The sequence below is a fragment of the Xenococcus sp. PCC 7305 genome, assembly GCF_000332055.1.
Lineage (GTDB): Bacteria > Cyanobacteriota > Cyanobacteriia > Cyanobacteriales > Xenococcaceae > Xenococcus.
Genome location: NZ_ALVZ01000074.1, coordinates 1 through 13,255, shown reverse-complemented (window position 1 = coordinate 13,255; position 13,255 = coordinate 1). Strand labels below are relative to the sequence as shown.

Genomic DNA, 13,255 nt, shown 5'->3' with positions numbered 1-13,255 from the left:
CGCTGCGCGGAAGTAATAAGTAATAAGTAATGAGTAATAAGTCTTGATACATCAGCTTTTTGCCCTTCGTTGATAGATAGCTTATTTACGCCCGCGTCCACTAGTAAATTTTGTACTCATCGAACTCACGTTACCCAATACTTGTTGTTTATGGGTGGATTACTATTATTGTCTAATTAGTATCTAATTAGTTAGATATCGTGCTGAGAGTTCTTGCTTCAGTATCTTGTGTCTCAAATTCAGTTTCAGTAATATGCTGCTCTAATATTTCTAAATTACGGATATTTGCCTTAAAGTAAGCATCAAAAATATCTCCAAAAATAGGAACTGAACCAATAGCAGTTTCGATCGCCACATTTTTGATCATCTTCAGTATTTCTGCGCGCTCTAGTCCAAAACGAGCTGCCAGGTAAATCATATATGCAGAGATAGCTGCGGTAATTAAATCTCCTCCTCCAGGAACTAACCCCAAAATAGGATCTAAACCGAAACGAATTTTAGTCCCAGGAATACCGATCGCTGTATCTAAAAGATTAGCTATCTTGCGAATTTTTTGGAGGTTTTTTAGTTGCTGAATTTTATCCATTAGGGAGAATTTGATTGATTTCGATGCCACCCATTATATCGCGATCGCCTTTTTACATCTTCTAGCTGTGGTTAGATTTCACTAACGAGATAAGCGCAGATGAAACTTATTATGAATAAGACTTACGCAGATATCTAATAAATATAAAGAAAGATATTTGAAAAATAGGTTTCGAACAAAACTTTCTACGCCAAAATATTTGGCAACTACCAAGAAAATAAAATCTCTCCAACTCACAAGTTAACACTTCGGCAAGGGTTTGGGGAGGGCGTATCGTCCCCAATGGGCGAGCGACCCCGCCGGAATTTTTAATCCGCAAGGGAACGCGCGAGATTGGGGTTTGGGGGGCTAGTCCCCCAATTGCATTGACGGATTTAACTTATATTTTGGGGATAAAAATATTAATTTTGAGTAAGTCCTAATGAATTTACTTGTGCAAGAAGTTTATTTGTTGTTGTTCTGTAATTTGGATCACTGATAAAAAACCTTAGAACAGTTTAAATATAAATAATTCTAAGTTTTATGAATAGGTACTGGGGGAATTTAACCCCCATTAAATTTAGTTGCTTACAAAAAACTTAAGCATCATCAAGAGCTAGAATACCAGGCAATTTCTTACCTTCAAGCAGCTCTAAACTAGCTCCACCACCAGTAGAAATATGGCTCATTTTCTCAGCTACACCAACTTTTTCTACCGCAGCAACCGAGTCACCACCACCGATTATAGTAATAGCATCAGGTTTACCAGCTAGAGTGTTCGCGATCGCCTCAGTACCAACAGCGAATTTATCGAATTCAAAAACCCCCATCGGGCCATTCCAAATCACTGCATTACAGTCAGCCAAAGCATCTTGAAAAACCTTGACAGAATCAGGGCCGATATCTAATCCCATCCAACCGTCAGGAATATCATTAATACTGACAGTTTTCGCATTGGCATCAGGAGCAAAATTATCAGCCACAACAACATCTGTGGGCAATAACAAATCTACACCCTTAGCTTTGGCTTTAGCTTCCAAGGATTTGGCAAGTTCAAGCTTGTCCTCTTCTACTAGAGATTTTCCCACACTCAAACCTCTGGCCTTGTAGAAAGTGAAGATCATGCCGCCGCCAATGAGTAACTTATCGCATTTATCAAGCAAAGTATCGATAACACCGATTTTACTAGATACTTTAGAACCACCAATAATTGCCGCTAAAGGACGTTTGGGATTATCTACTGCATTTTGCAAAAACTCTAATTCTTTTTCGATCAGGTAACCAGCAACAGAAGGGCTTAAATATTTGGTTACCCCTTCAGTAGAAGCATGGGCGCGGTGCGCAGTACCAAATGCTTCATTGACATAAACATCAGCATTGGAGGCTAAAGCTTTGGCAAATTCAGGATCGTTTTTAGTTTCTTCAGCGTGGAAACGAAGATTTTCCAGAAGAACGACTTGACCATTGCTCATGCCGTTAACAGTCGCCGCAACCGCATCACCTACGCAGTCATCACATTTAGTAACTTCCTGCCCTAAAAGCTCAGAAAGACGTGCTGCAACGGGGGTTAGACGAAGTGCTTCTTTAACTTCACCCTTGGGACGACCCATATGGCTACAAAGAACGACTTTAGCTCCTTTGCCAGTTAAATCTTTGATAGTGGGAAGAGCTGCACGAATCCGAGTATCATCGGTGATGCTTCCACTATCATCTAGAGGCACATTAAAATCTGCTCTGACTAAAACTCTTTTTCCTGCTACATCAGCTTCTGTTAAGCTAGCCACGGTTTTCTTTGACATGTTTTAATAGCCTCCTGTTATGTCTGATAAATTAACAAATTATTAAAATTCAAGTGCTAGTACAAAAATCAAGCACGATCCCAAATTCGCAACAAAAATTTAAATAAGGGTATAGGATTAATCTACCAGAGGAGATGACACAAAGAAAGCAGAGCTTAGGGGAATGACAACAAAGATGTTACCGTGAAATCGATAAAATGCTTTTTCTATAAGACTTCTAGCGATTCTAGGTTAAACCAAATGTTAGGAGTGGCAACGTAAAATTTGACTAGAGCGTAATCTCCCTCAATTTCTAGGATCTCACCTTTACTTTCAAAAAGATAGTCGGGAAAGCGATTATCGCTAGCGGTAGCCTCAACGCTATCTGCAAGTTTTTCTTTTACTGCTCGAACTAATGCACCTTTTTTAATTTTGCCTGCCATAGAACCTACTCGATAAAATTTACTTGAGACTTAATCTTCATTGTTGATTGTGCCATATTTAACCCTATATTGAGGAGAAAAGACAATGCTGACAAAACTAAACAAGATAAGCTTTGAAGGTGACGTTAAAAAAGACAAAGATATTAGTGCGATCGTATCTTTTGGCAATTTTCTGGCGATCGGTTCTGATGAGAGTAAAAGAAAGATTCAAATTTTAGAACAGAAGCAATCCGACTGCTATGAAGTCAAGGACAAGTTGGAGATTGCGCTGCCTGTTCTTTCCGAGCAAGAGGATCAAGAAATTGATATTGAAGGAATGTCAATTAGTAATGGTAATACTCTGTTTATAGTTGGTTCTCACTCCTTAAAGCGTTTAAAAACTGACAAGAAAACTTATCTTAGTAACCGAGAAAGAATTACTAGGGTTATTAGAGAAGATAAAAAGAACAGTATTTTTAAATTAACAATCGATCCTCAAACAGGCGAAGAAAAAGACCAGAGTGAAAGAAAAATCATTCGTATCAAAGAAATTATCGAAAACGATAGTATTTTGGGGATTTTCTCGCAGATTCCCAGTAAGGAAAATGGAGTTGATATCGAAGGTATTGCCTCCGATGATGATAATGTTCTATATCTAGGGTTTAGAGGACCCGTGTTGCGTGGAAATTATGTTCCGGTGATGGTCATCGAGGACTTTACCAAAGTATCAGATTATAAACTGCTTTTTGTTGATTTAGGTGGTTATGGGATTCGGGATCTATGTAAAGTTCAAGGAGGATTTTTGATTATTGCTGGCCCTGTGGGTGATGGGGTTGGAGATTATAAGCTTTATTTTTGGAACGGTGTCGATAGTATTCCTGGGACGGATAAGCCCCAAAAAACAGAAAGAAGCCTGTTGGGAAAAATTACGCTGGACGATGAGAACTCTAAAGCAGAAGGGATAACGCTGTTGGAGGAAACTGATGATATTTATAAATTCATTATTGTTTATGACGGTGTAAAAAACGGAGATGCGACGGTTTTTCAGGTTGATAAAAGCATATTAAAGCCGACTTCTTAAGCCCCGCAGAGCGCCAACTCTTAAAAATAATCACAAAATCGAATAGGATCAGCAATAGTAAAAGATAGAACAAAATGAATGAAAATTGCGATTCTTGGTTGCGGATATGTTGGCAGTGCGATCGCTCGTCCATGGCAGAGAAATGGTCATCAGGTAACAGTAACTACCACTACAGAGCAAAAAGTTACCCAATTATCAGAGATTTCCCATCAAGTAGTGATTCTAGATGGCAAAGATAGTAGTGCTATTGAAGATTTAATTCAAGATCAAGATGTCGTTTTATTTTCTGTAGGGGCAAAAACTAGAGAGCTAGATATTTATCGTCAAACCTATCTTGGTACTGCCCAGAATTTAGTCACAGCATTGCAAAATAATCAAACTGTTAAACAGGTAATTTACACAGGAAGTTATGGGATTTTAGGGGATAAACAAGGTGCTTGGACAGATGAAACAGCTCCCGTTGCGCCGGCTAACGAAAATGGGAAGGTGTTAGTTCAAACGGAGGAAGTAATCTTATCCGCAAGTGCGCCAAGCCGAAAAGTATGTGTTCTCCGTTTGGCTGGTATTTATGGGCCAGGAAGAGAATTAATCAAAATCTTTCGGCGCTCTGCGGGGACGACTCGTCCAGGAGCAGGAACGGACTATAGCAATTGGGTTCATCTGGAGGATATTGTTAACGGGATCGAATTGGCTAGATTAAAACAATTAGCAGGTATTTATAATCTAAACAGTGATGAAATTCTAGAAACTCGTGTATTCTTTCGTAGGTTGTTTACAGCTTATAACCTACCTGACTTTAATTGGGATACAAATGCAGCTTCTAATCGCTCTTACAATTTGAAATTATCGAACCAAAAGATTAAGGATGCGGGATTGAATTTGACTCATCCTCAGATTGTTTTCGATTTGTGATTTTTGGGGAGTGGGCAAAATTGATTTATTGAGATTTGTTTATAGGACAAGATTTTGCTGGTTTATCTTCTTCTCCTTCTATATTTTGAAGTTTTCCATTAACAACCTTGCGAATACGAGCAAAACGATTAGATTCTCCGTTGCGATCAAAACAGAGTTCTTCTCCTGAAGTTTCATCTTGCCCAAGATATTCAGAATCCTTAAACTCATTGAATTTTTTCAACACATCTTTGCGTTTAGCTCCCTCAGGCAGAGAAGATAAAGCGTTTATAACAACTTGAGTTGCATCATAGCCCATTGCCATTCGCCAGCCGACATCTTCTTCTGTTTTCCATTTTTCTTGTGCTTTTTTCGTGTAGGCATTTTCATCTTGCTGCCAAGGAACAACTAATACTGAACCTTCAAAGATATTGCCATGCTCTTCAAAAACATTTTTAGTATAAAGAGTATTACCGCCTAAAAATTGTAACCTTTGTTCCTCAGGAAGTTCAGCATTTGCCTGAGCTATTGTTATTGTTCTAGAAACTGTTTTTGTACTTGGGAACAACACAGCGGCTTTAAAATTCTCACTGACAAGACTCGCAATTTCTTGATTCCAGTCTTTAGACTCTTCTGACTCAATGTCTTCTAATAAATCAATATTCTCCGTTTTTTCCTTTCCAAATTTATCTTCAAAAGCCTTTTTAATAGTCCTGCTATAAGTACTTTCACTGTCATAAAAAAATGCTACTTTTTCTAGATTCATTGTTTCTTCGACATATCTAGCTAAGTTACTTCCCAAAATCTCATTTGAGGGTGGAATACGGAAGAAATTGGGCTGATTTAATTCTGTACTTGTTGCAGTAGCACTAATAACAGCTAATCCAGCTTTTTCATACATTGGCAAGGCTGCTTCAGTTGTTTCAGAAGAACTATGGCCAATAACAGCAATTATCTTTTTATTTTGAACTATATACTTTGAGCTTAAGCTATTAAGCAATCTATTCATTTTCATAACAAATGTAAATTGATTCCTGATAAAAAAATGTGTAACCTAATACAAAAAACTTAATTTTATTCAAATGCGCACCAATTTTGGTACGGATTTATGTTACGGTGCGTACAAACCATAATAGATAGTAGTAGAATGTAAAAGACAATAATTTAAGTCAAAATAATGCTACAAAAAGTCAATGTACAAGAATTTAGTGACAACTTCGCTAAGTACCTTAGTACAAACTCTCCTATTGTCGTTATACGTCACGGAAAGACCGTAGGATATTTTTTCCCTACACATCAAGAACCAGAGAAAACTGAGCTTGAGGCATTAAAATCAGCAGCGGCTAAACTGGACACTCTACTCCAAGAAAATGGAATTAGTGAAGATGAGTTAGTTAGTGAGTTCCGCCAACTTCGCCAGAAGAAGTAGTCAGGCATTAAATGAAAATAGATAAAACTCTTGTTCTAGATGCTAATATTTTAATTAGTGCTGTTCTTGGTTAAAAAGTAAGAGGAATTCTCGAACAATATAATTCTTCTGCGCGATTTGTAACTCCTGAGATTTGCTATCAAGACGCAAGAAAATATTTGCCACCTCTGTTTGCCAAAAGAAACCTGCCTGTACAAAATGCTCTAGATGTTCTAGAAAGTCTAAACTATTTCGTCAAAGCTATTAATGTTGATCTATATAGCTCATATGAGCAAGAAGCTAAGGAACGTATTCTCAGAGACATAGACGATTGGCCAATTGTTGCTTTATCTCTGACTTTAGACTGTCCGATTTGGACAGAGGATAAGGATTTTTTTGGAGCAGGAGTAGCAACCTGGACAACCGATCGAGTTCATATATATTTATCTTGATTTTTTCTGTAAATGATCCGTATTATCTAAGAGCCAGATTAACGAATAGGGTCTCTGGCGATCGCAATTAACGCTGAACTGAAAAAAGATTAGGATAAAAGTAAGATCTCATCTCCACCAGAAGCTTTTCCAGATATTTTGAGAGCTTAAAGATCTTACCAGAGTCATCAAAATAGCAAAAATGTCTTTCTCTTACCATCGAACTATTTACTTATCCGATACTGATGCGGCGGGAGTAATTTACTTCGCCAATGCTTTGAAAATTTGCCACGAAGCCTATGAAACATGGTTAAGCGAAATTGGCATTAGTTTACCGCGAATGCTCACAGAAAAAACCATGGCTATTCCCATCGTCCATGCCGATATTGATTTTTTGCGGCCTATTTTTTGTGGAGATCAACTACAAATCAATTTAAAACCAAAATTAATTTCAGACAATGAATTCTGTGTTGATTATCAAATTTTTAAGCAGGAATCTTTGACTCGACCTCTGGCGATCGCAAAGACTCAGCATGTTTGCATTAATCCCCAAATTCGCAGCCGAATTCCACTTCCCCAATTAATTATCTCAGCAGCCAAGCCTGATTTGGATTAGATTTCACGCTCTACCTCTCATTTTTAAGGATATTTTGTGCTTATCTTGAGTGAGTTCTTGGCTAACCCCATAAATTGCCGATAATAAAATCCAACCTAGAAGATTAATTCTTAGGTCAAAAATTGTAATATCCAAAAGATTAAATAAAATACAACAACCAAAAGCTACAAGATAAGAAAAAAGAATCAAGCGATCGCCTTTTGTCAAAATTCTAGAATTTCTTCTCGGACTTCGACGCAGTAATAGAAAAGCTTGTGCCAAGATCCAAGCAATAATTAAACAAAAGAATAAACCACCAATAATCCCTATTTCCATACCCAACATGAAAAATAAATTATGGGGATGTCCCAACCAAAAATTGGTAGCCTCTAAATATAAGGGGGTGAAATTACGCAAACCCCAACCGATAAGAGGATTTTCTTGGATTTTTTCCCAGCAAAATTGCCATTGAGTAATTCGTAAGGTTGCGATCGGGCGATCGAGGTAATTCTGGTCTGATAGTCTACTCCAAATAAACATCGGGACAATTTTGCGTAACCATTCTTGTCCCCAGAAAGAACCAAAGGATGCACCCATGATTGCTATTCCCATTGCGGTAACAATCGAGATCAGCCAATACCAGCTAAAGTAAATCGCAAAGGCCATGATGCCTATCATAGCTATGCCCCAGGCATTACGAGAACTTGCTAATCCCAATCCAATAGAATTAAATATTAAAACAATACTAAGTAATAACAATAACCAATTACGTTTTTTTAAGCTGTGATTTTGCCAGACATCTAACCATAAACCTAAGCCTAAAATAAATGCGATCGCTAAATAGATGGCGAGAAAATTCGCATAAATAAATACCGATGACATTCTTCCCGTCGGAACACCTTGAGCGACTAATCCCCAACCCAAAATAGTTTTAATAAGGGGAGGACTCTGCCAGTTTAAATATAATTGCCCTAAACCCAGAATTACGATGGGCAAAGCAGAAATCACTAAGATCCAAGCAATTCTCCTCAGTTGATGAGGATAACGAATGGCAATGCTTAAGCTCCCAAATAAAGCGAAAAAAGGTAAAAAATTTGCCAGCCCTAAAAAGGCTTCTGATGGTTGATAGGCCAAAAACGAATTAATGACTAACCATACACTTAAAACTGCTAAGGCTCTATTGATAGAATTCTTAACTATCTGGGAAAAGTTAGCGATCGCAACCCGAATTAAAATCCATAGTAATCCTAATACTCCTAAAGCAGGAAAGAATAGCAAGAGAAGGATACTAGCCTGCAAAATTAGAAAGGTCATAGTCAATAACTATATAGCAATTCCTCTACTTGTAGCAGGTGAGTTCGATGAGTACAAAGTTTACTATTTACGAATAAGGATTTGGGGATTTGGGGATTTGGGGATTTGGGGATTTGGGGATTTGGGAAAAAGCCTATTACTTTGTTGTTCAACTTGGGAAATTTAATCAAAAAAAATTCGTCGAACTGAAGTTATCCAAAATTGCGATCGCCATAATCAACGCAATTAAGCTAACATGATTCTTAGCGATCGCAGAATATTGATTTCAAATTTGAGTGGAGAGATAATTAACAACCAACGCCCAAATATTGGAAACCAGCTTGCTTCACCACTTGATTATCTAAGAAATTGCGACAATCGATTATCACAGGATTGACCATTAATTTTGCCATTTTAGAATAGTCAAGTTCTAGAAACTCTTTCCATTCAGTAACGAGAACTAAAGCATCACAACCATCAGCTAACATTGCAACATCACTCTCGATAATAACGCCCGACAAGCCATGGCTAGCTCCCGATTGAGATACAATCGGATCATAGGCTTTTACTTTGGCACCCAAACGATCTAATTGTCGAATCAACTGCAAAGACGGAGCATCTCTCATATCATCAGTATCAGGCTTAAAAGTTAGACCTAATAATCCAATAGTTTTTCCTTTAAGGATTTTCAGTTCATGTTGTAATTTCTCTAGTACAATGAGGCGCTGACGCATATTGACATTGACTGCGGCTTTCAACAATTCCGGTTCATAGCCATAATCGTCTGCGGTATGAACTAGGGCCGAAACATCCTTGGGAAAACAAGAGCCGCCCCAACCAATCCCAGCATTGAGAAACTTGCTGCCAATTCGAGAATCTAAGCCAATACCTTTAGCTACTTGAGTAACATCGGCTCCTACGCGATCGCAGATATTCGCAACTTCATTAATAAAACTGATTTTGGTAGCCAAGAAAGAATTGGCGGCATATTTAATCATTTCTGCCGAACTAAGATCCGTCACGACCACTGGAACCTTGGGCAAAGAGCTATCTTGGGCAAATTCTCTATTCACCAAAGGTTCATAAAGTTTTTTCATCATTAGAATGGCTTTTTGACTGTGGCTGCCTAAGACAATGCGATCGGGATTAAACGTGTCGTGTACAGCAGAACCTTCGCGGAGGAATTCAGGATTGCTCACCACATCGAAATTAGCCTGTGTCTCTTGTGCTTTACTGGGAAGATTGCCCGCGCCAACTAATACTTTTTGTTGCTCTGCAATTCCTTCAAGCATAATCATTCTTACCCAATCCCCAGAACCGATAGGGACTGTCGATTTATTGACAACCACTTTATAGTCACCATTTAAATGATTACCAATTCCCCTAGCCACAGCTTCCACATAACGAGTGTCACTTTCTCCTGTGGGCAAAGAAGGTGTTCCGACAGCAATAAATAAAATTTCGCCATGAGTCACTCCCTGGGCAAGATCAGAGGTAAATTTTAGCTTTCCTGCTTGAGAGGAAGACTTCATCAATTCAGTTAATCCCGGCTCATAGATAGGAGACTGCCCTGATTGCATTAATTTGATTTTTTCCTCATTGTTATCCACGCAGATCACATCATGCCCGATATGAGATAGACACACACCAGTAACTAATCCAACATATCCAGTTCCAATAACACAAACTTTCATAACTTAAAGCCTCTCTAAAGAATATTTTTTACTTTTTCGGGAATTTATCATCCCATCTGCTCCTCTGCCCTTTGCATTCACCTCAAACAATAGCCTTGGGATTTACCTTAAGGCGATCGCTAAAATCCTTGATTGTTAGTTCCAATCCTTGCTGAAGAGATATAGTAGGTTCCCAATCTAGTAAATTTTTAGCACGAGTAATATCAGGTTTCCTTTGTTTTGGATCGTCTTGAGGTAGGGGTTTATAGGTCAATTCTGCCCCTGGGTTTACCATTTCTTGAATGGTTCTCGCCAACTCCAGAATCGTATATTCCCCAGGATTCCCTATATTAATCGGCCCAATATGGTTTCCATTCATCAATCTCATCATGCCCTCAACCAAGTCAGACACATAGCAAAAACTACGAGTCTGAGAGCCATCGCCATAGATAGTTAGGGGTACTCCTCTTAAAGCTTGAGCAATAAAGTTGCTCACCACCCGGCCATCATTTTCTAGCATTCTCGGGCCGTAGGTATTAAAAATCCGCATTACCCGAATATCAACATCATTTTGTCGATGATAGTCAAAAGCAAGAGTTTCGGCTACTCTTTTTCCTTCGTCATAGCAGCTTCGAATTCCAATACAGTTGACATTTCCTCGGTATTCTTCTGGTTGGGGATGTACATCGGGGTCGCCATAAACTTCCGAAGTAGAAGCCAGCAAAAACCTCGCCTTAACTCTTTTCGCCAACCCCAACATGTTTAATGTTCCCATAACATTAGTTTTAATGGTTTTCACCGGATTGTACTGATAATGAACTGGCGAAGCTGGGCAAGCCAAATGATATATTTGATCGACTTCTAAACGAATTGGTTCGGTGATATCGTGGCGAATAAGCTCAAAATAGGGGTTATTGAACCATTTAAAGATGTTCTGTTTATCGCCTGTGTAAAAGTTGTCCAAACAAACAACTTCGTTGCCTTGCTCCATTAAGCGATCTATTAAGTGAGAGCCGATAAAACCAGCACCACCAGTAACTAATATTCTCATTTGATGATTGTTGCGAGTGAGGGTGAAAAGTGAAGTTAGAAATCCGAATCGGCTTTAAGCTAACTTCTGACGAGTCAAAAATTGTCCAGATTTTAGCTAACTTTTAGAATTATGTAAAAAAAAACAAGTTCTCGACACAAATATATAAAGAAAATTATTTTACTGATGACGTTTTTGATGCCATCGCCAAGCATGGGTCAGAATATCTTCTAATCTAGAATACTGAGATTGCCAGCCTAAAATCTTTCTGGCTTTTGCGCCACTGCCAACCAAAATAGGGGGATCTCCTGGACGGCGATCGCATTCAACGGCCTTGATTTCTCGACCTGTTATTTTTCGAGCAGTGGCAATAACTTCTTTGACAGAAAAGCCATGACCATTCCCTAAATTAAACATGTCTGTAGCGCCATTTTTCTCAAGATATTCCAATGCGAGAACATGAGCTTGAGCCAAATCTGCAACATGAATATAATCTCTAATACAACTACCGTCTGGGGTATCGTAATCCGTCCCAAAGATCGAAATAGATTCGCGATCGCCCAAGGCCGTTTGTAAAACCAAAGGAATCAAATGAGTTTCAGGATCATGGTCTTCTCCTAACAGACCATCAGGATCAGCCCCTGCGGCGTTAAAATAGCGTAGGCATACAGAACGGAAATTATAAGCAGCCGAAAAATCTTGCAAGATTTTTTCCACCATCAACTTGCTCGTGCCATAGGGATTAATGGGATTTTGAGGTTGATCTTCTACAATTGGTACTTTTTCTGGTACACCATAGGTGGCACAAGTTGAGGAGAAGATAAATTTATCGACTCCTGCTGCCAACATTTCTTCTAGCAAAGTCAAAGTTCCCACCACATTATTGCGATAATATTTCGCTGGTTGGGTTACCGATTCTCCGACATAAGCATAAGCCGCAAAATGCATAACAGCATCTATTTTATGTTGGTTAAATATTTGTTTTAACAGAATCGAGTCATTAGTGTCCCCAATGACTAATTTAGTTTTCAACACTTCGGTTACTAAATCCTGATGACCATAGACCAAATTGTCCAGGATGATCACTTCATGCCCCAATTTTTGCAATGCTAAGACAGCGTGAGAGCCTATGTATCCTGCCCCTCCTGTCACTAAAATAATCATATAGAAAAGTTGGTTATTTGGTAGTAGAGTCTATAACTAAAATCTTGTCTTTGTTGTTCCATGAGTTAAATAAGCGTCTTTTTCACGATTGCCCCAACTTGTTGGCAAGAGCTAATTTTTAATTCGATGGCTTTTTAGGCTATTTGCGATCGCAATACATATGTTGTCTTGTTCTGATAATGTACTAGTTGTTTCAAGCTAAGCATCATAATTTTCAATTTTTTTTACACTATAAGCTAATTATTATCTGAATTTTTGTGTTCCTAATTTATTCCTTGTACTTTAAATAAATCTTCAAAATAGAGGCAAAGAGTCTAGGTGGCAGAAAAACAATACCTTGACTAAAATGTGCTGGACTTACCAAATACGTCAACAAAGGGAGTAATTGAGATGGAAGAGTCTAGTATTATTGTCATAGGGATAGAAGCTCTAAGAGTTCAAGAAGATATTGGAAAGGCTATTATTCCCATCATACGTACTGGAAACATAGATATAACGTCTTCCGTTGACTATTCAATTAATGGTAACGTTGCGCGATCAGGACAAGACTTTATCAGCATTTCCGACACTTTAATTTTCGCCCCTGGAGACACAGAACAAGAAATAACAGTAGACATTATAGATGATAGTATTTTCGAAACTGATGAGAGCTTCAGCCTGGCAATCGGTAATCCTACAGGGGCAGTATTAGGAGATATTAGAACAGCTATTGTAACCATTGAAGATGATGATGTAATTAGTGAAAACACCCTTGCATTTAGTCAGGCAGAATATTCAATTTCAGAAGCTGAAAATATAGCGACAATTACTATCACTAACGTGAGTTCGACGAAAATTTGAGAGAAAAGAAAGGCTGACATTGTATACTCATAATAAGCAGAATTAGAGAATCTCAGCTAATTTTATGATGACATCAAGATTAGA

14 protein-coding genes are annotated in these 13,255 nt (G+C 38.3%); 6 read left to right on the top strand and 8 right to left on the bottom strand.

Annotation, left to right across the window (positions count from 1 at the left end; genetic code table 11):
* Positions 1-187: 187 nt before the first annotated feature.
* The 3 genes from XEN7305_RS02380 to XEN7305_RS02370 form a co-directional block, all read right to left on the bottom strand.
* Positions 188-586 carry a DUF4112 domain-containing protein gene (locus tag XEN7305_RS02380; protein WP_006507735.1) on the bottom strand — a complete coding sequence of 133 codons (399 nt, stop codon included), beginning with the start codon at positions 584-586 and terminating at the stop codon, positions 188-190.
* Between the two features lie 578 nt (positions 587-1,164).
* On the bottom strand, positions 1,165-2,364 hold the full coding sequence (gene pgk / locus XEN7305_RS02375; RefSeq protein WP_006507734.1) for a phosphoglycerate kinase: 1,200 nt from the start codon (positions 2,362-2,364) through the stop codon (positions 1,165-1,167).
* Between the two features lie 206 nt (positions 2,365-2,570).
* Entirely contained in the window at positions 2,571-2,786 is a 216-nt protein-coding gene (locus tag XEN7305_RS02370) for an NAD(P)H-quinone oxidoreductase subunit O (protein WP_006507733.1), read from the bottom strand.
* Between the two features lie 85 nt (positions 2,787-2,871).
* Here XEN7305_RS02370 and XEN7305_RS02365 point away from each other — a divergent pair, with 85 nt between their 5' ends.
* The gene (locus tag XEN7305_RS02365) at positions 2,872-3,846 is read left to right on the top strand and encodes a DUF3616 domain-containing protein (protein ID WP_006507732.1); all 975 of its coding nucleotides are present in this window, start codon (positions 2,872-2,874) and stop codon (positions 3,844-3,846) included.
* A gap of 78 nt (positions 3,847-3,924) precedes the next feature.
* Positions 3,925-4,758, top strand: a complete 834-nt coding sequence (locus XEN7305_RS02360; protein ID WP_006507731.1) for an NAD-dependent epimerase/dehydratase family protein — start codon at positions 3,925-3,927, stop codon at positions 4,756-4,758.
* Between the two features lie 25 nt (positions 4,759-4,783).
* Here XEN7305_RS02360 and XEN7305_RS02355 read toward each other — a convergent pair whose 3' ends face one another.
* Entirely contained in the window at positions 4,784-5,752 is a 969-nt protein-coding gene (locus tag XEN7305_RS02355; RefSeq protein ID WP_006507730.1) for an ABC transporter substrate-binding protein, read from the bottom strand.
* 162 nt (positions 5,753-5,914) lie between these two features.
* Here XEN7305_RS02355 and XEN7305_RS02350 point away from each other — a divergent pair, with 162 nt between their 5' ends.
* The 3 genes from XEN7305_RS02350 to XEN7305_RS02340 all read left to right on the top strand — a co-directional run bounded on the left by XEN7305_RS02350 (position 5,915) and on the right by XEN7305_RS02340 (position 7,192).
* Entirely contained in the window at positions 5,915-6,166 is a 252-nt protein-coding gene (locus XEN7305_RS02350; RefSeq protein WP_006507729.1) for a hypothetical protein, read from the top strand.
* Positions 6,167-6,252: 86 nt separating this feature from the next.
* Positions 6,253-6,597, top strand: a complete 345-nt coding sequence (locus XEN7305_RS02345; RefSeq protein ID WP_040896488.1) for a PIN domain-containing protein — start codon at positions 6,253-6,255, stop codon at positions 6,595-6,597.
* 181 nt (positions 6,598-6,778) lie between these two features.
* Positions 6,779-7,192, top strand: coding sequence for a thioesterase family protein (locus XEN7305_RS02340; protein ID WP_006507727.1), 414 nt, complete (start codon positions 6,779-6,781; stop codon positions 7,190-7,192).
* Positions 7,193-7,195: 3 nt separating this feature from the next.
* Here XEN7305_RS02340 and XEN7305_RS02335 read toward each other — a convergent pair whose 3' ends face one another.
* The 4 genes from XEN7305_RS02335 to galE all read right to left on the bottom strand — a co-directional run bounded on the left by XEN7305_RS02335 (position 7,196) and on the right by galE (position 12,331).
* A complete protein-coding gene (locus tag XEN7305_RS02335) occupies positions 7,196-8,485 on the bottom strand; it encodes an O-antigen ligase (RefSeq protein ID WP_006507726.1) in 1,290 nt (429 codons plus the stop codon).
* Between the two features lie 287 nt (positions 8,486-8,772).
* A complete protein-coding gene (locus XEN7305_RS02330) occupies positions 8,773-10,158 on the bottom strand; it encodes a UDP-glucose/GDP-mannose dehydrogenase family protein (protein ID WP_006507725.1) in 1,386 nt (461 codons plus the stop codon).
* Between the two features lie 82 nt (positions 10,159-10,240).
* Positions 10,241-11,188: a UDP-glucuronic acid decarboxylase family protein gene (locus XEN7305_RS02325; protein WP_006507724.1), complete on the bottom strand. Its 948-nt coding sequence runs from the start codon at positions 11,186-11,188 to the stop codon at positions 10,241-10,243.
* Between the two features lie 159 nt (positions 11,189-11,347).
* Positions 11,348-12,331 carry a UDP-glucose 4-epimerase GalE gene (galE, locus tag XEN7305_RS02320; protein ID WP_006507723.1) on the bottom strand — a complete coding sequence of 328 codons (984 nt, stop codon included), beginning with the start codon at positions 12,329-12,331 and terminating at the stop codon, positions 11,348-11,350.
* Between the two features lie 390 nt (positions 12,332-12,721).
* On the opposite strand from galE, the gene XEN7305_RS02315 reads away from it, so the two are divergent.
* Positions 12,722-13,171 (top strand): Calx-beta domain-containing protein, encoded by a 450-nt coding sequence (locus XEN7305_RS02315; RefSeq protein ID WP_006507722.1) that lies wholly within the window; start codon positions 12,722-12,724, stop codon positions 13,169-13,171.
* The last annotated feature ends 84 nt before the right edge of the window (positions 13,172-13,255 follow it).